Source organism: Pseudomonas sp. Sample_11 (assembly GCF_004307505.1).
GTDB classification, from domain to species: domain Bacteria; phylum Pseudomonadota; class Gammaproteobacteria; order Pseudomonadales; family Pseudomonadaceae; genus Aquipseudomonas; species Aquipseudomonas atacamensis.
The window spans coordinates 1-21,125 of sequence record NZ_RCOD01000072.1; the positions used below are offsets into that span (position 1 = coordinate 1).

A 21,125-nucleotide genomic window follows, 5' to 3' on the forward strand; every position below is an offset into this window, starting at 1 on the left:
TACGGAGCATTTTCTTTGAGCGCTGCGCAGATTGCTAGGTTTTCACACAGTCTGGAGAGGCGGGTTTTTTGTGGGCGTAATTAAACAAATATTTCCGCTATCTCTTCAAGCGTGGGCATGACTGCTGGATTGAAGGTGAGCTCGTCGACGAAGAGTCCTTTATCAGTGACTACTCCTTCAGTTCAACGTGATCCAGTGCCTGATTCACTGCCAGTTCACCGAGCATGACGACCTGCGCGATCCCCAGCGCGGTTTTGCGATGCGAGTTGTCGAGCATCGCGGCGAAGTTGTTGAGCATGACGCTGGCTGAGCCCAAGGTTTCGCTGGCGTTGGCCAGCAGGGATTCGGTGTTGTATTTCGGGTTTGCGAAGTACATGGGCTCGGGTTCGTTGGTGTTAGCCATGATAAGGGCGGCGGGGTTGAGGTAGTGGTCGAGGGCGCGTTCGGCAGCGTCGTTGAGTTTTTTTGAGTCGAGGGATTCGTATGGCGAGGCCGGGTCGGTGACCGGCGGGTGTGGCGTTGATTTAGTCATCTGCTCGAAACCTGATTGGAGTGCCTCCGCTCTGGCTACTAATCAAAGTGGAGGCAACTGTACGCAGGTTAGTAGACCGGGGTTTCGAGCAAGCCGGCGCACCCGAAGGTGCCCTGCGCACAGCTGCCATCAAGCGCAGGAATCGAAATCCCCGACTGACAGATGCTTGTGCATCACGCTTGAAACCACGGGCTACTAAACCCGATCACTGGGAATCAGTGACACGAATCAAGTTACCGATGGCCCGCCAGGCGCACAAGCCGGCGAATTCTGGCGTAGTGGTAGGCAACGACGCAAGCTGTTGTAGGCATCCGGAAGTAACCGCTGACAGCTCTAAACAGCGCTGTTTAAAGGTAGGAGCTGCCGAAGGCTGCGATCTTTTTGATTCTGTCTTTTTAGAATCAAAAACAAGATCAAAAGATCGCAGCCTCCGGCAGCTCCTACAGTAGGATTTGCGCTACTTGTCGTGATCAATATCCAGTTTGGTAAACGTCACCTGCCCACCTTCGCTGGTATACCCGGTGTTGTCCTGCACATACACCCCAGCCTTGAAATACAGCGGCTTGTCGCGCCAGGTCGCGCTGATCTGTGAGTCCCATTGATACCCCGCTGCACTTACGCCCAGTGCGCCGCCGGGACTCAGGTGGATCAGGTAGTTGAATTCACGATCAAGCTTGACGCCGGTGGCGAGGGTGATGACGCGGCTTTCGGCGTCGTCCGGGCGCATGCGCACTTTGATCACCAGATTGCCGGTCTGGGTTTTTTCCTTGTACTGATATTCGAGCTTGACCATCGGCCGCTGGCTTTCGTACGCGTGGATCTGGCCGATGACGATCTTGCCCGAGCTCGGCACCTTGTTCACCGCGAGGGTGGCGCGCAGCAGGTTGTCGGCGTCCGGGTAGTACCAGTTGCGCAGGGTGCCGTTGCTGTAGGTTTCGCGCAGTTCGGTACGCGGGTAGATGGCGTTTTCGGTTTTCGAGCCAGTCACCGGGGACCAGAAGAACAGGGTGCCGGTGTCGGAATGGAAGTACTGATCCTTGAAGCCATCCACCAGTTTTGAGGTTTCGACGGTGTACGGCGGGCTGCCAACAGGAACGCTGAGGTTCCAGGTTGCGAGGTCGATCATGACGGTTCTTCCAATCAATTCATCCGGAACGCCGGTGCCAGAAGCTCTAGCCCGCGCGTTTTCGGGCGTCTTTATAAGCGTAGCGGCAATTTTTGTTAATGCCCGCCCGGCGATTACTTGACGTCAAAGTCCTGTCGAAATGCCATCTCGCCCGGTTTTCGGGGGCTCTGGCGGTGACCGTTAGTCGGCTCGACGGAACATTGGCCAAATGATGGCGTGACGACAGCTTCTGCTTTGCGGCATCCGCGTCTAGAGTGAAGGCTCAGTTACGTCTATGGTTTTGCCGGCAACCGGTCCCGATAAGAGAAGCAGCATGGAATGCGCGCAACCCCAGCCAGGTGAAGGCAGCTCGGTCCTTTTGATCGTCGATGATTACCCCGAAAATCTGATCAGCATGCGCGCGTTGCTGCAGCGTCAGGATTGGCACGTGATGACCGCCGCCTCCGGTTTCGAGGCGCTGAACCTTTTGCTCGAACACGACATCGACCTGGTCCTGCTTGATGTGCAGATGCCCGGCATGGACGGTTTCGAGGTCGCACGGTTGATGCGCGGCAGCCAGCGTACGCGGCTGACACCGATCATTTTCCTCACCGCCAACGAGCAATCCCAGGATGCCGTGATCAAGGGCTACGCCAGTGGCGCGGTGGATTACCTGTTCAAGCCGTTCGATCCGCAAATCCTCAAGCCCAAGGTCCAGGCGCTGCTCGAGCACCAGCGCAATCGCCGTGCCCTGCAACGCCTCAGTCATGACCTGGAAGTGGCGCGCGCCTTCAATGCCTCGGTGCTGGACAACGCCGCCGAAGGCATTCTGGTGTTGAGCGAGGACGGCGTGATCCGCTTCGCCAACCCGGCGATTTCGCGACTGCTCAATGCGCCGGTGAAGGATCTGGAAGGCAAGGAGTTTCTCGATTTCCTGCAGAAGCCGCACATTGCGTTGTGGGCCGATTCCGAGTTCTACGCCGGCTACCAACGTGGCGAAACCCTGCGCCTGCATGATGCGTTGTTGCGTACTGCGCCCGGGCAGCAAGTGCCGGTGGCCTTGTCCTGCGCGCCGCTGCCCTCGGAGCAGCACGCGATGGTGGTGACGGTGCTGGACATGTCGGTGGTGCGTCACTTGCACCAGCAATTGGAATTTCAGGCGGTGACCGATCCGCTGACCGGGCTGCTCAATCGGCGCGGGTTCTACCAGACGGTGGAAAACCTGTTGTTGCGCGGGGAACGCAGCGACAGCAGCTGGGTGCTGCTCTACCTCGATCTCGATGGCTTCAAACGGGTCAATGATTCCCTCGGCCATGACGCCGGCGACCGCGTGTTGCGCTGGGTTTCCGAGCAACTGAAGGCGTGCCTGCGGCCGTTCGATATTCTTGCGCGCATGGGCGGTGATGAATTCACCGCGCTGCTGGATCTGGAGTTTCCCGAGCAAGCGGCGAAGATTGCCGAAAAACTTATCGAACGGGTATCGGTGTGTCAGCAGATCGAAGGCCTGGATATCGTCCTTGGCGCCAGTATCGGCATCGCTACTTATCCAGACTGCGGGCGCAATCTCGACGGTTTGCTGCGCGCTTCGGACATTGCCATGTACGAAGCCAAGCGTGCCGGGCGCCAGCAATACCGCTTCTACGATCATGAAATGAACGGTCGCGCACGCTCGCGTCTGATGCTTGAAGACAGCGTGCGCGAGGCCATCGAGAATCGCGATTTCAATCTGGTCTATCAGCCGCAGGTGGCGATCGGCAGCGGGCAGATTCGTGGGTTCGAAGCGTTGCTGCGCTGGCAGCATCCGAGCGTCGGCGATGTGCCGCCGGGGTTGTTTCTGCCGTTGCTGGAAGAGGCGCGCCTGATCAGTCGCCTCGGCAGCTGGATCTATCACCGTGGCGCCGGTCAGCGCAAAGCTTGGGAAACCTTGTTCGCCGAAGACCTGGTGCTCGGCGTGAGCCTGAGCAACACCCAGTTCGGCCTGCCGAATCTGGTCACTGAATTGCGTCAAGTCATGGAACGCCATGCGCTGCAACCGCGGCAACTGGAAGTCGAGGTCACCGAAGAAGCGTTGATGCAAAACCCGGACGAAACCCGCAAGCAACTGCGGCTGCTGCGTCATCTCGGGGTGCGCGTGGCGCTGGATGATTTTGGTTCGGGGCCGTGCTCGCTGGCGCATCTGCGCGATCTCGAACTGGATACGCTGAAACTCGACCGCCACTTGATCGCGCGCCTGCCGGACTCGCCACGTGATGCGGCGCTGGTGCGCATGGTCATCGATCTGTGCAAGCAATACGGCCTGCTGGTGATTGCCGAAGGGGTGGAAACCCTCGAGCAATATCAGTGGCTGCAAACCCATGGTTGCGAATACGTGCAGGGCTTCCTCGTCGCGCGGCCGTTGATCGCCGAAGACGCGGTCAGCTTCGTTGAACCGTTTGACTGGAGCGCGTTGCCCGGTTGAATTCGCTACACTGGCGGACCTTTTTCGAACCGCGTCGCTCGTCCATGACTGTGTTGAAGTACCTCCAGGCCTACCCCGCACAATTGCAGGATCAGGTGCGCCAACTGATTGCCGAAGGGCGCCTGGGTGAATACCTGAATCAGCGCTATTCAGGGCGACACGACGTGCAGAGCGACAAGGCCTTGTACAGCTACGCGCTGGATCTCAAACAGCAGTACATGCGCAATGCGCCGGCCATCGACAAAGTGCTGTTCGACAACCGCCTCGACCTGACCCACCGCGCGCTCGGTCTGCACACCACGGTGTCGCGGGTGCAGGGCGGCAAGCTCAAGGCCAACAAGGAAATCCGCATCGCCGCGCTGTTCAAGGACGCCGCGCCGGATTTTCTGAAGATGATCGTGGTGCACGAGCTGGCGCACTTCAAGGAATCGGATCACAACAAGGCGTTCTATAAACTGTGCGAGCACATGCTGCCGGGGTATCACCAGATCGAGTTCGATCTGCGTGTGTACCTGACGTGGCGGGATATGCAGGCTTGACCAATCAGGAAGGTGTGGATGGACGTCAGCAAGACCAAGAGCAGTTTCTATCGCCGTTTGTACGTGGCTTATCTGATCGATAGCGGCCTGGCGCCGAGTGTGCCGACGCTAACCGAAGTCACCGGCATGCCGCGACGCACGGCGCAGGACACGATTGCCGCGCTGGCCGATCTGGACATCATCTGTGAGTTCGAACAGGAAGAGGGCGCGCGCAATCATGCCGGGCGCTATCGGATTCGTGAGTGGGGAGCGATTGATCGCGGCTGGATCGAGCGCAATTTGCGGCAGATAAAAGCGGTGCTGGAATACCCCTGAATCCAGCGGCGCCTGAACTGACGCAATCGCTGGCAAGCCAGCTCCCACAGGGATCTCCAGCGAACACGGTTTTCGTGAACGAGCGATGAACCTGTGGGAGCTGGCTTGCCAGCGATGAGGCCCTCAAGAACGACGCATGCCTATGTGGGGAATCCCATCCTCGAGATATTCCTCGCCCGCCACTTCGAACCCGTACTTGCCGTAATACCCCTGCAAGTGTGCCTGCGCCGACAGATAGATCGGTACCTGCGGCCAGTGCTTTTCGGCCTGCTTCAGCGCCTGTTCCATCATCGCGTGGCCCAACCCTTTGCCACGGCCGGCGGGCGCGGTCACCACGCGGCCAATCACCACGTCGCCGCCCTGGGATTCCGGGTCCAGCAGGCGCAGATAAGCCATCAGCTGATCATCCTCCCAACCCATCAGGTGATGGGTATCGCCCACCAGATCCTGGCCGTCGAGGTCCGGATAAGCACATTTCTGTTCGACCACGAATACATCAGAGCGAAGCTTCAACAAGGCGTACAACTGCTCTTTGCCCAGATCACGATGATGTTTGCAGATCCACTCGATTGTCATTTTTCGATTCCTTGACCATGTCGCCCGATACTAAGCGCAGCAGCGCCGTATGTCTGTATGGCGCAACAGTCTGTGATAAAGGTCAAAATGCCACTATTCCTTTCTCACGCTGGCTGCGACTTTGTGTAATCTGCTCAAGAGCACTGTCCACTGGCTCCCATGAGCTAATGTTCAATGCTTGGGTTTTGCCGGTAAGGGGCCTTGGGTTTTGACGTGAAACCACGTCGGGCGGTTGCCCGCTGAGGATGTTCAAGCATGCTGCGATTGCTTCAAGCCGTTGCTTTGATCGGACTGCTGGTACTCGGCCAGGATGCTGCGGCGCAGAAGCTGCGGCTGGCGTTCGATAACTGGCCGCCGTTTACCGACGATGCACTGGTCAATGGTGGCCTGGCCACTGACATTGTCAGCACCGCACTGGCTCGCGCCGGTTATGCCAGCGGTTACGAGCAAGTGCCATGGGCGCGCGCATTGCTGGGGATTGGCGAGGGGCGTTACGACGTGCTGGTCAACGCTTGGTACAACGATGAGCGCACGCAGATCGGCCAGTTTTCCGGTGAGTACCTGATCAACCGCATCCGCTTCCTCAAGCGCAAAGACGCACCCATTGAATACAACAGCCTCGAGCAACTGCACACCTATCCGATTGCGGTGGTGCGCGGCTATGCCTATTCCGCCCCGTTCGATGCCGATACGGCGATGCAGAAAGTCCCTGTGCACAACTTCGCCATGGGCGTTCGCATGCTCGCGGCGGATCGGGTCAAGCTGACGCTTGAGGATGAGTACGTAGCGAAGTATTACCTGGCGCGGGAATCGGCCAAGGTGCGCAATTCGGTGGAGTTTTTACCCAAACCGTTGAGTGAAAACAGCCTGCATATTCTGGTCAGCCTGAAGAATCCGCAGCATGAGCAGATCGTCGCCGGGTTTGACCGGGCGATTGCAGCGATGAAGGCTGACGGGACTTATGAGAAGTTATTGCGGCGGCATGGAATGTAGTGGGGGAGCTGCAAGCTACAAGCTACAAGCTGCAAGCTGCAAGCTACAAGCTACAAGCTACAAGCTACAAGCTACAAGCTACAAGCCGAACGCAACCCGGCTTCTAACTTGAAGCTTGCAGCTTGCAGCTTGCAGCTTGCAGCTTGAAACTTGTAGCTAGACTTCTTTGATCAAATGCGCCGCCAATGTCCGAAGCGGCCCTAACTGCCGGCAAATCAGCGCCAGCTGCGTCTGCACCAACCGCTGCCCTTCATCGATTTCATCCGGCATCTGTTCCAGCTCATTGGCCAGCGCTTCTTCTTCATCACTCTGAATTGCAATCGGCTGCTTGCTCGCCAGGCCTTGAGCGATTTCGTCGATGCTGGTCGCCAGTTTCACCCCGGCGCCTTCGATCAGATGCTCGCGCACATCCGCCGGCAGTTGCGTTTCGCGGTGTGCGCCGAGCCCGGAAAGGTAACTGAGCAACGTGTGCGACAGCACCAGGAAACGGAAGCCGACATCCGCCTCCTTACGGAAGTGTCCCGGCTCCATGAGCATGTTCGCCAGTGTCGTCGACAGCGCCGCGTCGGCGTTGTGCGCGTTGCGGCGGGCCAGGCGATAAGCGAGGTCGTCGCTCTTGCCGGCGGCGTATTGCTGCATGATCTGGCGCAGGTAGATGCTGTTGCAGGTCAGGGTGTTGGCCAGCACTTTGTTCAGGCGCCGGCCCTGCCAGTCCGGCAGGAACAGGAACACCGCCAGACCCGCGATCAAACTGCCGAGCAAGGTATCGAACAACCGTGGCAGGAACAGCCCGTAGCCATCGCCGACCTGATTGAAGCAGAACAGCACCATGATCGTGATCGCCGCCGTCGCCAGGGTGTAGCGGGTGGTGCGGTTGGTGAAGAACACCACGCCGGCAGCAATGGCGAAGCACGATTGCACCACCGGGTTGGGGAACAGATCGAACAGCGCCCACGCCACCGTCAGGCCAATGGCCGTGCCGATGATCCGCTGGCCGAGTTTGCGCCGGGTGGCGCCGTAATTCGGCTGGCAGACGAACAGCGTGGTGAGAATGATCCAGTAGCCTTGCGACGGGTGAATCAGGTGCACCATGCCGTAGCCGATGCTCAGTGCCAGCGGCAGGCGCAGGGCATGACGGAACAGCAGCGAGGTCGGCGTCAGTTGTGTACGCAGGCGAATCCACACGTCCTTGAGATTGCGCGGTGAGCGGTCGAGCAGGCTGCTGTCGGTGGCGTCCGCCAGGGCATCGGGGTTGCTGGCATCGCTGAGCAGGCGGTCGAGGGTGCCGAGGTTGGCCGCCAGTGCGCGCAACGAGCGCAGCAGGCCGCGCCATGCCGGGTTGCTCTGGATGCGTAAATGTTCAAGGGAGGCATGCAGGTCGTTCAGGGCTTCGGCGAAACTGGCGTCATAGATGAACGGCTGGCGCATCTGGATTGACTCGGCCAAGGCCCGGCAGGCCTTGCCTTGCTGGCGCAGCAGGCGCTGGCAGCGGAACAGCACGTCGCTGTGGAAGAACGCCTCGGCCAGCGCGTTGTAAGGGTAGTGCGAAGAGCTGGCGCGTTCGTGAATGTCCTGCGCGAGGAAATACAGCTTCAGATAGCGGCTGACTTTCGAGCCGGGCCGACCGTTACCGACCCGGTGCAGGATGATTTCCTTGGCCGTGTTCAGGGCGGCGACCACGCGGCCATTCTGCTGCGCTAGTTCGAGGCGGCGGGCTTCGACGTCCATCTGCCGGATCGGCTCGAACAGCGAGGATTTCAGCTTCAGGTACAGGCCCAGTTCACGGAACAGCCGCGCCAGACTTTGCTGCACCGGTTGGTTGGAAAACAGCGCCTGCCACAGCACCGACAGCAGGCCATACCACGCCGCGCCGGCGACCAGCAGCATCGGTTCATGCCAGAAATCGGTAACCGCGCCGCCGCGCTGATCGACGCCGATCATCGTGTACACCGACAGAATCAGCGTCGCCGAGGCGATCGCACCGTAACGCTCGCCCAGCGCGCCGAGCATGGTCAGACCGAAACTGGCCAGCGCCAGGGCTACGGCAAAAATGATCGGGTAGGGAAAGAGCAATTCCACCGACAGCGCGGCGATGCTGAAACACACCAGCGTCACCGCCAGAGCGTTGAGACGACCCTGCCAACTGTCGTCGGTCTCGGCCAGGGCGCTGGCGATGATGCCGAGGAACAACGGGATCAGCAGGCCCATTTCATCCTGATACCAGCACAGCGCCATGCTGCCGGTCAGGGCGATGAATACCCGCACGCTGTAGCTGAATTTATCCAGCGCCCACAGGCGCCGCAAAGACTGACGAAACGAGGTCGAGGACATGAAGTGCGAAAGCCTTCCGAGGCGATGCCGCTAAATTGAGCCAGTAATGACGCCGACGCAATGGCGTCGAGCACATCTGACAGCAAAAAGTGTTCCTTGATCGCCCGCGCCCCCCTGTAGGAGCTGCCGAAGGCTGCGATCTTTTGACTTTGATCTGTAAAAACAAGATCAAAAGATCGCAGCCTTCGGCAGCTTCTACACGGGGAGTGTTGTTCCGGTCAGACGAACTGCGCAGCAGCGTAGCCCGAGGCCCAGGCCCACTGGAAGTTGAAGCCACCCAGATGCCCGGTGACGTCGAGCACTTCCCCAATGAAGTACAGGCCGGGGCTTTTCAGCGATTCCATGGTCTTGGACGACACCTCGCGGGTGTCGACGCCGCCCAGGGTCACCTCAGCCGTGCGATAGCCTTCAGTTCCCGCCGGCACAACCTTCCAGCTGCCGAGCTTCTCGGCAATCTCCGCCAGTTCAGCATGGGTGTACTGCTTCATCGGTTTGGAGACAAACCAGTTGTCCGCCAGCAGATTGGCCATTTTCTTGGTGAAGATCTCGCCAAGCAAGGTCTTCAGCTCGCTGTTCGGACGCTCGGCGACTTGCTGTTGCAGCCAGCTCGCCGCGTCGTGATCCGGCAGCAGGTTGATTTCCACCGTGTCGCCGGGTTCCCAGAACGAAGAGATCTGCAGAATCGCCGGGCCGCTGAGGCCACGGTGAGTGAACAGAATGTTCTCGCGAAAGCTCTGGTCATTGCAGCTGACCAGACAATCCACCGACGTCCCGGACAATTCGGTGCAGAGTTCCTTAAGCTGATCGGTGATGGTGAACGGCACCAGACCGGCGCGGGTCGGCAGCAGTTCATGGCCGAACTGTTTGGCGACTTGATAACCGAAACCGGTGGCGCCCAGGGTCGGAATCGATAGCCCGCCGGTGGCGATCACCAGCGACTGGCACTGGATTTGGCCGAGGGTGGTGTCGAGCAGATAACCGCTGTCGGTTTTTTCGATGGTCTGGATCGAGGTGTCCAGGTGCAGCTCGACGCCGGCCTGATCGCACTCATCAAGGAGCATGCCGAGGATGTCGCTGGATTTGTTATCGCAGAACAGCTGGCCGAGTTTCTTCTCGTGGTACGGCACGCCATGTTTGCCGACCAGACCGATGAAATCCCACTGGGTGTAACGCGCCAGCGCCGATTTGCAGAAATGCGGGTTCTGCGAAAGGAAATTGCTCGGTTCGGTGTACATGTTGGTGAAATTGCAGCGGCCACCGCCGGACATGAGGATTTTCTTGCCGGCCTTGTTCGCGTGGTCGAGCAGCAACACCTGACGCCCGCGCCCGGCGGCGGTCAGGGCACACATCAAGCCGGCGGCGCCAGCGCCAATGATCACGACTTCGGTAGAGCGCAAAACGGTGTCCTCACACAAAATTCAAAATCACCTGTGACCCATGTGGGAGCGGGCTTGCCCGCGATGAGGTCTGCACATTCAACATAAATGTTGTCTGTCAGGCCGTCATCGCGGGCAAGCCCGCTCCCACAGGGGATCTCCTATGGATGGAAGATCGCTTACAGAATACGCACGCGCAACGAGCGGCCCTTGATCTTGCCGTCGTTCAGGCGCTGCAAGGCCTGCATGGCCACCGTGCGCTCGACAGCGACGTAGGCCTGGAAATCGAAGATCGCGATCTTGCCGACCTGCGCACCGGGAATGCCCGCTTCGCCGGTCAGTGCGCCAAGAATGTCGCCCGGGCGCACTTTGTCTTTACGGCCAGCGCCGATGCACAGGGTGGTCATCGGCGGTTGCAGCGGCGCCAGGCCCTGGGACTTGAGGTTGTCGATCTGATCCCAGTTCAGCGGCGCTTTCTGCAGTTGTTCGATGGCTTGCGCACGATGAGCTTCGGACGGCGCGACCAGGCTGATGGCGATGCCTTTCTCGCCCGCGCGACCGGTACGGCCGACGCGGTGGATGTGGATTTCCGAATCGCGCGCCAGCTCGACGTTGATCACCATGTCCAGCGCATCGATGTCCAGACCACGGGCGGCGACGTCGGTGGCAACCAGCACCGAGGTGCTGCGGTTGGCGAACATTGCCAGTACCTGATCACGATCACGCTGTTCCAGATCGCCGTGCAGGCCAACGGCGGAAATACCTTTGGCGGTCAGGTGATCGACGGTTTCCTGAACCTGCTGCTTGGTGAAGCAGAACGCCACGCAGGACGCCGGACGGAAGTGGTGCAGGACTTTGGTCACCGCGCTCATGCGCTCTTCCGGGGAAATCTCGTAGAAGCGCTGCTCGATCTGCGTGTCGTCGTGGAAGGCTTCAGCCTTGACGGTCTGCGGATCGCGCATGAATTTCGAGGCCAGTTGCTTGATGCCCACCGGGTAGGTCGCGGAGAACAGCAGAGTCTGCCGGCGCTCCGGGGTCTTGATGATGATGTCTTCGATGGCGTCGTAGAAACCCATGTCGAGCATGCGATCGGCTTCGTCGAGGATCAGCGTGTTCAGGCCATCGAGCACCAGCGAACCCTTGCGCAAGTGCTGCTGAATGCGCCCCGGGGTGCCGACGATAATGTGTGCGCCGTGTTCCAGCGAAGCGATCTGCGGGCCGAACGACACGCCACCGCACAGGGTCAGGACCTTGATGTTGTCTTCGGCGCGGGCCAGACGACGGACTTCCTTGGCCACCTGATCGGCCAGTTCGCGGGTCGGGCAAATCACCAGCGCCTGGCACCCGAAGTAGCGCGGGTTGATCGGGTTGAGCAGGCCGATGCCGAACGCGGCGGTCTTGCCGCTGCCGGTCTTGGCCTGGGCGATCAGGTCCATCCCCTTGAGGATCACCGGCAAGCTCTGCGCCTGGATCGGCGTCATCTGGGCATAACCGAGTGATTCGAGGTTAGCCAGCATGGCGGCGGACAGCGGCAGAGTATTAAAAGCGGTGGCGATGGTGGTCACGGGACTGGCCTGCAAAACAAAATGTCGCGCAGTGTAGCAGCCCCGTGCCAGTTTCCTCGACAGTTCTGGACGAACAGCGATTGAACCCGAGCCAGGGATTACCTGTGGCGAGGGGATTTATCTGTGGCGAGGGGATTTATCTGTGGCGAGGGGATTTATCCCCGATGGGGTGCGCAGCACCCCCCAATACCTGCCACCTCAATTCATCCGGCTGACCGCATCCAACCTTTTTGGGGCTGCTGCGCAACCCAGCGGGGATAAATCCCCTCGCCACGGAAGTCCTTCAGCAGCCACAGATGTCCTCCAGCACAATCAGTGTTCGATGTGCTCCTGTGGCCGTTTCGCCCGGCGCCCGTCTTCCTTGGACAGCTGCGAGAAGATCGTCGCCGCCAGCATCGCCATCACGCCGACCGTGACGAAGGTCAGCTGGAACGCGCCGAGCACGGTTTCCACGCCATCGTTGCCGACCTTCGCAGTGAAGCCACCCAGCAGCGCACCGGCGCAGGCCACGCCGAGGCTCAGCGACAACTGCGCGACCACCGACAGCAGACTGTTGCCGCTGCTGGCGCTGGCATCGTCGAGGTCGATCAGCGTCACCGTATTCATCGCGGTGAATTGCAGCGAGTTGATTGCACCCAGCACGGCTAGCAGGCACAGCAGCAGCCAGTACGGCGTCTGCTCGCTGACCAGACCCATGCTCGCCAGCATGATCCCCAGCGCCAGGGTGTTGCCGGTGAGGACGATGCGATAGCCGAGGCGTTCGATCAGCGGCCGCGCGACCCACTTGGCGACCATCGCCGCAGCGGCCAGCGGCAACATGCTCATCCCGGCTTGCGACGGCGAATAGCCCAACGCGACTTGCAGCAGCAGTGGCACCAGAAATGGCAGAGCACCGCTGCCCAGTCGCGCGAACAGGTTACCGAGAATGCCAACGGCGAAGGTGCGGGTCTTGAACAGTGACGGCGCAAACAGCGGATTCTCGATATGCCCGGCGCGCAGCCAGTACGCCGCCAGACAGGCCATGCCGGCGAACAGCAGCAACATCACCCGCAGGTGCGGCAGGTGCAATTCGCCAAGGCCTTCCATGGCAATGGTGATGAGGATCATCGCCGCGCCGAACAGTAGAAAACCGAGGCTATCGAAGCGTGTGCGCTCCGTGCCGCGCAGGTCGGGAATGAACTTCCACACCGCATAACAGCCGATCACCCCGACCGGCAGATTGATCAGGAAGATCCAGTGCCACGTCACGTATTCCACCATCCAGCCGCCCATGGTCGGGCCGATCAGCGGGCCGAGCAGGCCGGGAATGGTGATGAAACCCATGATCCGCACCAGTTCCGAGCGCGGATAGGCACGCAGCACCACCAGCCGCCCGACCGGCAGCATCAGCGCACCGCCGAGGCCCTGGATCACCCGCGCACCGATGAGCATGCTCAGGCTGCTGGATAACGCGCACAGCAACGAGCCCAAGCTGAACAGCAGAATCGCGCCGAAGAAGATTTTCTTGGTGCCGAAGCGGTCGGCGATCCATCCGGAGGCCGGGATCAGCAGGGCCACGGTGAGCATGTAGGCGATGATCACACCCTGCATGCGCAACGGGTCTTCGGCCAGATCGCTGGCCATGGCCGGCAGCGCGGTGTTGAGGATGGTTCCGTCGAGGGACTGCATGAAGAACGCGATGGCAACGACCCACGGCAACCAGCGGGCGGTGATGGCGTCGAGAGGCGGGCGGTTGGGCATGGAACCTCGTGTGGTCTGTTTGATGATCGTTCCCACGCTCTGCGTGGGAATGCCTCAACGGACGCTCTGCGTCCGCTTTTGGCTGGGACGCGGAGCGTCCCGGGCTGCATTCCCACGCGGAGCGTGGGAACGATCGCGGTCAGAGGGTCAGGGTCAACCGGCTGACCAGCGCCCCCGGCAACAGCGATGACGAGGTATTGCGCTGGCTGTAGGTACTCGCCGACAGCAGCAATTCACGCTCGGTAGTCAACGCTTCCAGCTGCGAGCCGAGCAGGTTGTAGGCGCTGTCGTCGAAACGCATGGTGCTGACCGGCGCCTGGATTTCGCCGTTCTCGACCCAGAAGGTCGCGAAACGGGTCATGCCGGTCATGCGCGCCGCCGGTTGATCCGAGTAGTTCAGGTACCACAGGTTGCTGATGTACAGCCCGGTGCCCAACTGCTTGAGGATCTGTTCTTGCGACAGATCACCGGCGGCCATGTTCAATGCACTGGGCATCTCGCCACCGCCCGCACCGTTCGCCGCCAGACCGTATTCCGCCGCGCTGCGCGAGCCGACCAGTTGATCACCGGCCCGGCCTTCGATGATCAGACGCAGATCGCTGCGCGGATATCCCTCGGCGGAAAACGCCGGGCTCAGGGATTCGCTGACTTTCTCATCCAGCGACACCAGCGGACTGAACGCCTGATCGCCGACGTAGAGTTTCTGCAACGGACTGCTCTTGCTGGCGATCGATTGCGCCGAGAACCCGCCCCAACTGAGCATGCCCATGATTTCTTCCAGCGCTGCCGGTGCCAGATAGGCGCGGTACTGTCCCGGTGCCAAAGTGCGTAACGGCCGGCCGAGAAACTCCAGCTGTTCGCGGGCCTGGGCGAAACGCCGGGCGAAGCCCTCGTCGCTCCAGTCATGCCCGGCGTAGCTGGCCTTCACCGCTTCGCCATTTTCATGGAACAGGCTGAAGTCGAAGTTGAAGCTGTTGGCTTCATGCCAGCCGAACGCGCCGGCGGAGCTGGCGAACCCGCGACTGATCGGGCCGGCAGCATAGAAACCGACCAGATCCAGACCTTCAGCGGCAGCGCAGATTTGCCCGACGACATCTTCGGTGTCCGGCAGCGGATGCGCTTGTACGTGCGTGCTCTGCCAGCTGTTGTGATTGAGCAGCAGGTACGGATCCTGCGGCAGCAGCGGCAGGGTTTCGCGCAGTTGCTGCAAGCCTTCGGCGAGGCGTTGCAGATCGGCTTCCTGATCCCCGGACAAGGTGATCTGCAGGTCGGCGTGGCGACCGTCGTCGATCAGTTTCAGGCCGACGTTGGCCTGTTGCACTTGCCCGGCCTGGCGCACCTTGGCGTGATTGAAGCGCACGAACGCCGAGGCTTCGGCGGCGTAGCTGAGCGTGAACTGTTCCGGCTCGCGCACGCTGTCGCGCAGCCAGTTGACCATGACCTTGAAGGCGTCGGACTGACGCTTCGAAATGCTCATCAGGCGTCTCCCCCAAACACATCAATGTTGCTGAATACGCAGGCCGGCGAAGCGTGGCCGACGCGAATCACCTGGTTCGGTTCGCCCTTGCCGCAGTTCGGCGTGCCCAGCACCTTGACGGTGTTGGCATCGCCGACGGCGCGCAGGCTCTTCCAGAAGTGCGCGGAAATGGCCCGGTAGTTGGGATTTTTCACCACGCCTTTAAGTTCACCATGCTCGATCAACTGGCCCCATTCGCAGCCGAACTGGAATTTGTTGCGCGCATCGTCGATCGACCACGAACGGTTGGTGCTCATCAGAATGCCGTGCTCGATACCGCCGATCATCTGCTCCAGCGTCTGATCGCCCGGCTCGATGTTGAGGTTGGCCATGCGGTCGATCGGTGGCCGGTTCCAGCCGCAGGCGCGGCTGTTGGCAACGCCATCGAGGCCGGCGCGATACTGCGACAGTGCCCCACCCAATGGCCGCAGCAACAGGCCGTCGCGGATCAGGAATTGTTTGCTCGCCGCGGTGCCGTCGTCGTCATGGCCGTAGCTCGCCAGCTCTTCGGGAATGCCTGGATCGAAGGTTACGTTGAGCAGGTTGGAGCCGTATTGCAGGCTGCCGAAATCGCTGGTCTTGACGAAACTGGTGCCGGCGTAATTGCGCTCATCGCCGAGGATGCGGTCGAGCTCCAGCGGGTGACCGATGGATTCATGGATCTGCAGCATCATCTGATCAGGCATCAGCAGCAAGTCGCGCGGGCCTTGCGGGGTGTTCGGCGCGAGCAGCAGTTGCAGGGCCTGGTCGGCGACTTGCGGACCGGCACCGACCAGACCGCAGCGGCTGATGACGTCGGCGCCACCCTGCTGGCCGAAATTCTCGCGGCCGAGGCTGCGGGTCTGGCTGTCGTTGCCGTCGTAGGCGGTGACGTCGAGGCTCGGATAGACGAAGCGCTGGGCCTGGCGCAATTCGGCGCCGGCGCTGCTCAGGTAGATCTGCTCGACGTTAGTGATGCCGATGCTCACCTGCCAATTGACCAGGCGTTCATCCTTGGGCACCGAGGCGGACTCCGCACCGAGCAGATCGAAGCATTCGCTCAGGGACGGGAAGGGTTGTTCGAGGTTGGGTGAAAAATAATCAGCGCGATCGCTGGAAAGCGGCTGCTCGCGCAGATCGAGCAAGGCGTGCGGCTTGAGCCGGCGGGCCTGTTGTTCGGCGCGCTCGAGGGCGGCTTGCAGGCCTTGTTGCGAGAGGTCATTGGTCGCCGCGTAGGCTTCGACGCCATTGACACGTACGGTGAGCATCGCCCCTTCATCGCGGCTCAGGCTCGGCGGTTCGGCGACGTTCTTGCGCACCGACAGAAACTGCCCGGACTCGCGCACATACCGCAGGGAAAAAAATTCAGCGCCCGTGCGCAAGGCAGCAAAGCGCTGCTTGAGCTGGGGGTGGAAATCGAACATTCGGGAACCTCCTTGTAATGGAGTAGCGGCATGGCGACAGCGGGGAGGGGTGAAACGGTTGCGCGAGGTCTAGAGTAGGCCTGCGTGGGGGTAGGATCAAGTGAAGAGGGGGTGTAGGAGGATTTACTGTGCCCGACAGCAGATCGTTCCCACGCTCTGCGTGGGAATGCCGCCATGGACGCTCTGCGTCCGCTTTGGGACGCGGAGCGTCCCCTGATCGTTCCCACGCGGAGCGTGGGAACGATCAGGGGAGGTATTACGACTTACTGGGTAACCGGGGTGATATCCCGCATCGGCTTGCCTTTGACCGGCGCGCCGTTCGCGACGTAATAAGCAGCGTTGCTGCGCGGCAGCGGCTTGCGGCCACGGATCTTGTCGGCGATTTTCTCGGCCATCATGATCGTCGGCGCGTTGAGGTTGCCGGTGGTGATGATCGGCATGATCGAAGCATCGACCACGCGCAGGCTCTGCATGCCGTGCACACGACCTTCGCCATCGACCACGGCCATCTCGTCGGTGCCCATCTTGCACGAGCAGGACGGGTGGAACGCGGTTTCGGCGTGCTCGCGGATGAACTTGTCGAGCTGTTCATCGGTTTGCACGTCGATGCCCGGGCTGATTTCACGACCACGGTATTGATCGAGTGCCGGTTGCTGCATGATTTCGCGGGTCAGGCGGATGCCGTCGCGGAATTCCTGCCAGTCCTGCTCGGTGGCCATGTAGTTGAACAGGATGCTCGGGTGCTGGCGCGGATCCTTGGATTTGACCTGGATGCGGCCACGGCTCGGCGAGCGCATGGAGCCCATGTGCGCCTGGAAACCATGTTCTTTCACACCGTTGCTGCCGTTGTAGTTAATCGCCACCGGCAGGAAGTGGTACTGGATGTTCGGCCATTCGAATTCCGGACGCGAACGAATGAAACCGCCGGCCTCGAACTGGTTGCTGGCGCCGATGCCGGTGCCGTTGAACAGCCACTCGGCACCGATCGCCGGCTGGTTGTACCAGAGCAGCGATGGATACAGCGAAACCGGTTGGGTGCAGGCGTATTGCAGGTACAGCTCAAGGTGATCCTGCAGGTTTTCACCGACGCCCGGCAGATCGTGGACCACCGGGATGTCGAGGCTTTCCAGCAGTTTCGCCGGGCCGACACCGGAGCGCTGCAGAATCTGCGGCGAAGCGATGGCGCCGGAGCACAGCAGGACTTCCTTGCGCGCCTTGGCTTCAACACGTTCTTCAGCGTCACCGATCAGGTAACGCACGCCGACCGCGCGCTTGCCTTCGAACAGAATCTTGTCGGTCAGCGCGTGGGTAACGATGGTCAGGGTCGAACGCTTCTTGGCGATGTCGAGGTAGCCACGGGCGGTGGAAGCACGGCGGCCGTTCGGCGTCACGGTGCGGTCCATCGGGCCGAAGCCTTCCTGCTGGTAACCGTTGAGGTCTTCGGTGCGCGGGTAACCGGCCTGCACGCCGGCTTCAACCATGGCGTGGAACAGCGGGTTGTTGCCGGCTTTCGGCGTGGTCACGCTGACCGGGCCGTCGCCACCGTGGTAATCGTTCGGGCCGATGTCACGGGTTTCAGCTTTGCGGAAGTACGGCAGGCAATCGAGGTACGACCAGTCTTCCAGGCCCGGCAGTTTCGCCCAGCCGTCGTAGTCCATCGCGTTGCCACGGATGTAGCACATGCCGTTGATCAGCGAAGAGCCACCCAGGCCCTTGCCGCGACCGCATTCCATCCGGCGACCGTCCATGTGCGGCTCTGGATCGGTTTCGTAGGCCCAGTTGTAGCGACGACCCTGCAGCGGGAAGGCCAGCGCGGCGGGCATCTGCGTGCGGAAGTCGAGGCGGTAGTCCGGCCCCCCGGCTTCGAGCAGCAGAACGGTGACGCCTTCGTCTTCAGTCAGACGGGTGGCAAGTGTGTTACCTGCGGAACCGGCGCCTATGATGATGTAGTCGTATTCTTGAGTCATAAATTCTCCTGCGGGAGCTACAAGCCACTAGCTTCAAGCTGCAAGAAAAAGCAGCGAGCGGTGGCTTCGAAATCGGGGAGGGCGGCAAGCCCAAACTGCTTTTACTTGCAGCTTGAAACTTGCCGCTTGCAGCTGATCAGCTAGCTGATCAGAACACCGAGACGTAATCGCCCAGCTCGACCTGTACCGATTTGATGCGGGTGAAGTTGTTCAGCGAGCTGATGCCGTTCTCACGGCCAACACCCGACTGCTTGTAGCCGCCAACCGGCATCTTCGCGTCGGACTCGCCCCAGGCGTTGATCCAGCAGATACCGGCTTCCAGTTGATGAATCACGCGGTGGGCGCGGTTCAGGTCCTTGGTAACGATACCGGCGGCCAGGCCGAAGTCGGTGTCGTTGGCGCGGCGGATCACTTCTTCTTCCGTTTCGTAGGAGAGGATCGCCATCACCGGGCCGAAGATCTCTTCGCGCACGATGGTCATGTCGTCGGTGCAGTCGGTGAATACGGTTGGAGCCACGAACGCGCCTTTGGCGAATTCGCCGTCGGTCAGACGACCGCCGCCGCACAGCACGCGTGCGCCTTCTTCTTTACCCTTGGCGATGTAAGCCAACACGCTTTCCATGTGCGGGAAGCTGACCAGCGGGCCGAAGTTGGTGTTTTCGTCTTCCGGGTTGCCAACGCGGATGCGGGCAACGCGCTCAACGATCTTGGCTTCAAAAGCGGCTTTCAGGTGCGCCGGTACGAACACGCGAGTGCCGTTGGTGCAGACCTGGCCGGAGCTGTAGAAGTTGGCCATCATCGCGGTGTCGGCGGCGCGATCGAGATCGGCGTCGTCGCAGATGATCAGCGGCGACTTGCCGCCCAGTTCCATGGTCACGTCCTTGAGCGACGAAGCCGAAGCGCTGGCCATGACTTTCTTGCCAGTATCGGTGCCGCCGGTGAAGGAGATTTTCTCGATGCGCGGGTGCTCGGTCAGCCAGGTGCCGACTTCGCGGCCGCTGCCGGTCAGGACGTTGAACACGCCGTTCGGCACGCCCGCTTCGGTGTAGATCTCAGCCAGTTTCAGGGTGGTCAGCGAGGTGACTTCGCTTGGCTTGAAGATCATCGCGTTACCGGCCGCCAGGGCTGGAGCGGATTTCCACAGGGCGATCTGGATCGGGTAGTTCCACGCGCCGATACCGGCGACCACGCCCAGCGGCTCGCGACGGGTGTAAACGAACGAGGTGTCGCGCAGCGGAATCTGCTCGCCTTCGATGGCGGGCACCAGGCCTGCGTAGTATTCCAGCACGTCAGCGCCGGTGACGATGTCGACGTACTTGGTTTCGGAGAAGGATTTGCCGGTGTCCAGGGTTTCCAGCGCAGCCAGCTCATCGTTGCGCTCGCGCAGGATGTCAACGGCGCGACGCAGGATGCGCGAACGCTCCATGGCGGTCATCGCGGCCCAGATTTTCTGGCCCTTTTGGGCGCTGACCACAGCGCGCTCGACGTCGTCTTTGGTCGCACGTTGCACCAGTGCGAGGACTTCACCGTTCGCCGGGTTGATGGCTTCGAAGGTGGCGTCGCTGCCGGCGTCGGTGTACGCGCCATCGATGTAGAGTTTTTGCAGTTCGAAACGGGCCATAGTGTCCTCGCAAGTGCATTGGTGGTTGGCGTTGACCACCGCGATCACGCTGCGGTGGAGTTCAGGGGCCGAGCATTTTCTCTGTGCTCTAGCTCACCTTCTTGGCCAATTGGAAATCCATGTATTCGTAAGCGATCTGTTGCGCCTGCGCCGTGTCGAAAGCGTCTCCCGACAGCGCGCCGCGCAACCACAAGCCGTCGATCAAAGCTGCCAGGCCTCGGGCGGCATTGCGCGCATCTTCGAGCGGCAACACACGGCGGAACTGGCAGCACAGGTTGGAATACAGACGGTGATCGTTGATCCGCTGCAACCTGTGCAAAGACGGCTGGTGCATGCTGGTGGCCCAGAAGGCCAGCCAGGTTTTCATTGCCGGGCCATTGACCTGGCTGGCGTCGAAGTTGCCTTCGATGATCACCTGCAGATGCGCCCGTGGGCTGTCATCTGCCAGCGCCTGACGGCGCGCGGTGACGCTCTCGCTGAGGGCGGTCATCAGGTACCGCATCGTGGCGGCGATCAGGCCGTTCTTGTCCTGAAAGTAATGACTGATGATGCCATTCGAGACACCGGCCAAACGGGCGATCAGCGCAATGCTGGCGTCCCCCATTCCGACCTGATCGACCGCTTGCAAAGTGGCTTCGATCAGTTGTTGGCGGCGGATGGGTTGCATACCGACCTTGGGCATCTTGCACATCTCCTTAGGCCTTCCGAGGGGCGAATGACGCCGATCGGATTGAGGGCCAGTCTATTTTGTTTTGATTGAACGTTCAATCAACAAAGAATAAGATCTGCGACAATTCGTCGCTGCCTACAGAAAATTCCTACGCGTAATGACGATAAAAACCGACACCTGAAACGGCTCGAAACCTGCGCGGGGCATGGCGCGGTTCGCGATTCGATGGACGTGTTGAAAGGGCAAGACGCTCGGGGCCAGGTTTCGGATGAACGTCCGTCGCCTCTGGCCACGAAAGCGAATACGCAACGCCATTTCGGCAGGTTCGGGCTTTTTTCGGAGTGTCTTTATATCACCCGCCGGTCGGCTGCCAACTAACCGATTGGTCGGGTTCCGTGATGCCTTGTGTTCTTCTCTC

The 21,125-nt window shown here is 60.7% G+C and carries 16 protein-coding genes; 4 read left to right on the forward strand and 12 right to left on the reverse strand.

What is annotated here, in order from left to right; genetic code table 11:
- Positions 1-169: 169 nt before the first annotated feature.
- Together D8U60_RS19555 and D8U60_RS19560 are read right to left on the reverse strand one after the other, a co-directional pair.
- On the reverse strand, positions 170-532 hold the full coding sequence (locus tag D8U60_RS19555; protein WP_130900717.1) for a DUF6124 family protein: 363 nt from the start codon (positions 530-532) through the stop codon (positions 170-172).
- Between the two features lie 457 nt (positions 533-989).
- The gene (locus tag D8U60_RS19560; protein WP_016772792.1) at positions 990-1,658 is read right to left on the reverse strand and encodes a polysaccharide lyase family 7 protein; all 669 of its coding nucleotides are present in this window, start codon (positions 1,656-1,658) and stop codon (positions 990-992) included.
- Between the two features lie 313 nt (positions 1,659-1,971).
- Here D8U60_RS19560 and D8U60_RS19565 point away from each other — a divergent pair, with 313 nt between their 5' ends.
- The 3 genes from D8U60_RS19565 to D8U60_RS19575 are packed head-to-tail and all read left to right on the forward strand — an operon-like array spanning position 1,972 to position 4,949.
- Positions 1,972-4,095 carry an EAL domain-containing protein gene (locus D8U60_RS19565; RefSeq protein WP_130900718.1) on the forward strand — a complete coding sequence of 708 codons (2,124 nt, stop codon included), beginning with the start codon at positions 1,972-1,974 and terminating at the stop codon, positions 4,093-4,095.
- A 44-nt stretch (positions 4,096-4,139) separates the two neighbouring features.
- A complete protein-coding gene (locus D8U60_RS19570) occupies positions 4,140-4,634 on the forward strand; it encodes a M48 family metallopeptidase (protein ID WP_038861199.1) in 495 nt (164 codons plus the stop codon).
- A gap of 18 nt (positions 4,635-4,652) precedes the next feature.
- Positions 4,653-4,949, forward strand: coding sequence for a winged helix-turn-helix domain-containing protein (locus D8U60_RS19575; protein WP_016772794.1), 297 nt, complete (start codon positions 4,653-4,655; stop codon positions 4,947-4,949).
- A 123-nt stretch (positions 4,950-5,072) separates the two neighbouring features.
- Here D8U60_RS19575 and D8U60_RS19580 read toward each other — a convergent pair whose 3' ends face one another.
- Entirely contained in the window at positions 5,073-5,525 is a 453-nt protein-coding gene (locus tag D8U60_RS19580) for a GNAT family N-acetyltransferase (RefSeq protein WP_130900719.1), read from the reverse strand.
- 255 nt (positions 5,526-5,780) lie between these two features.
- Here D8U60_RS19580 and D8U60_RS19585 point away from each other — a divergent pair, with 255 nt between their 5' ends.
- The gene (locus tag D8U60_RS19585) at positions 5,781-6,518 is read left to right on the forward strand and encodes a transporter substrate-binding domain-containing protein (RefSeq protein WP_071173870.1); all 738 of its coding nucleotides are present in this window, start codon (positions 5,781-5,783) and stop codon (positions 6,516-6,518) included.
- A 156-nt stretch (positions 6,519-6,674) separates the two neighbouring features.
- Here the strand turns inward: D8U60_RS19585 and yccS are convergent, their stop codons facing one another.
- From yccS to betI, 9 genes are all read right to left on the reverse strand, one after another.
- A complete protein-coding gene (yccS, locus tag D8U60_RS19590; RefSeq protein ID WP_076564406.1) occupies positions 6,675-8,849 on the reverse strand; it encodes a YccS family putative transporter in 2,175 nt (724 codons plus the stop codon).
- Between the two features lie 218 nt (positions 8,850-9,067).
- A complete protein-coding gene (locus D8U60_RS19600; RefSeq protein ID WP_130900720.1) occupies positions 9,068-10,246 on the reverse strand; it encodes an NAD(P)/FAD-dependent oxidoreductase in 1,179 nt (392 codons plus the stop codon).
- A gap of 158 nt (positions 10,247-10,404) precedes the next feature.
- On the reverse strand, positions 10,405-11,790 hold the full coding sequence (dbpA, locus tag D8U60_RS19605; RefSeq protein ID WP_024014613.1) for an ATP-dependent RNA helicase DbpA: 1,386 nt from the start codon (positions 11,788-11,790) through the stop codon (positions 10,405-10,407).
- A 312-nt stretch (positions 11,791-12,102) separates the two neighbouring features.
- Positions 12,103-13,530 carry a multidrug transporter subunit MdtD gene (mdtD, locus tag D8U60_RS19610; RefSeq protein ID WP_041476772.1) on the reverse strand — a complete coding sequence of 476 codons (1,428 nt, stop codon included), beginning with the start codon at positions 13,528-13,530 and terminating at the stop codon, positions 12,103-12,105.
- A 139-nt stretch (positions 13,531-13,669) separates the two neighbouring features.
- Positions 13,670-15,007, reverse strand: a complete 1,338-nt coding sequence (locus tag D8U60_RS19615) for a TldD/PmbA family protein (protein ID WP_130900721.1) — start codon at positions 15,005-15,007, stop codon at positions 13,670-13,672.
- Positions 15,007-16,449: a TldD/PmbA family protein gene (locus tag D8U60_RS19620; protein ID WP_130900722.1), complete on the reverse strand. Its 1,443-nt coding sequence runs from the start codon at positions 16,447-16,449 to the stop codon at positions 15,007-15,009. Before D8U60_RS19620 ends, D8U60_RS19615 begins: the two co-directional genes overlap by 1 nt.
- A gap of 263 nt (positions 16,450-16,712) precedes the next feature.
- On the reverse strand, positions 16,713-18,416 hold the full coding sequence (gene betA / locus D8U60_RS19625; RefSeq protein ID WP_130900723.1) for a choline dehydrogenase: 1,704 nt from the start codon (positions 18,414-18,416) through the stop codon (positions 16,713-16,715).
- A 148-nt stretch (positions 18,417-18,564) separates the two neighbouring features.
- Entirely contained in the window at positions 18,565-20,037 is a 1,473-nt protein-coding gene (gene betB, locus D8U60_RS19630; protein ID WP_130900724.1) for a betaine-aldehyde dehydrogenase, read from the reverse strand.
- Positions 20,038-20,125: 88 nt separating this feature from the next.
- Positions 20,126-20,719, reverse strand: coding sequence for a transcriptional regulator BetI (gene betI / locus D8U60_RS19635; protein ID WP_024014607.1), 594 nt, complete (start codon positions 20,717-20,719; stop codon positions 20,126-20,128).
- Positions 20,720-21,125 lie beyond the last annotated feature (406 nt).

Bases quoted from the DNA above. Each gene is read 5' to 3' on its own strand.
- betB (WP_130900724.1), bottom strand. From the start codon at position 20,037: ATGGCCCGTTTCGAACTGCAAAAACTCTACATCGATGGCGCGTACACC.
- D8U60_RS19580 (WP_130900719.1), bottom strand. From the start codon at position 5,525: ATGACAATCGAGTGGATCTGCAAACATCATCGTGATCTGGGCAAAGAG.
- D8U60_RS19615 (WP_130900721.1), bottom strand. From the start codon at position 15,007: ATGAGCATTTCGAAGCGTCAGTCCGACGCCTTCAAGGTCATGGTCAAC.
- D8U60_RS19555 (WP_130900717.1), bottom strand. From the start codon at position 532: ATGACTAAATCAACGCCACACCCGCCGGTCACCGACCCGGCCTCGCCA.
- yccS (WP_076564406.1), bottom strand. From the start codon at position 8,849: ATGTCCTCGACCTCGTTTCGTCAGTCTTTGCGGCGCCTGTGGGCGCTG.
- mdtD (WP_041476772.1), bottom strand. From the start codon at position 13,530: ATGCCCAACCGCCCGCCTCTCGACGCCATCACCGCCCGCTGGTTGCCG.
- D8U60_RS19570 (WP_038861199.1), top strand. From the start codon at position 4,140: ATGACTGTGTTGAAGTACCTCCAGGCCTACCCCGCACAATTGCAGGAT.
- betI (WP_024014607.1), bottom strand. From the start codon at position 20,719: ATGCCCAAGGTCGGTATGCAACCCATCCGCCGCCAACAACTGATCGAA.
- D8U60_RS19585 (WP_071173870.1), top strand. From the start codon at position 5,781: ATGCTGCGATTGCTTCAAGCCGTTGCTTTGATCGGACTGCTGGTACTC.
- D8U60_RS19560 (WP_016772792.1), bottom strand. From the start codon at position 1,658: ATGATCGACCTCGCAACCTGGAACCTCAGCGTTCCTGTTGGCAGCCCG.
- D8U60_RS19575 (WP_016772794.1), top strand. From the start codon at position 4,653: ATGGACGTCAGCAAGACCAAGAGCAGTTTCTATCGCCGTTTGTACGTG.
- D8U60_RS19565 (WP_130900718.1), top strand. From the start codon at position 1,972: ATGGAATGCGCGCAACCCCAGCCAGGTGAAGGCAGCTCGGTCCTTTTG.
- betA (WP_130900723.1), bottom strand. From the start codon at position 18,416: ATGACTCAAGAATACGACTACATCATCATAGGCGCCGGTTCCGCAGGT.
- D8U60_RS19620 (WP_130900722.1), bottom strand. From the start codon at position 16,449: ATGTTCGATTTCCACCCCCAGCTCAAGCAGCGCTTTGCTGCCTTGCGC.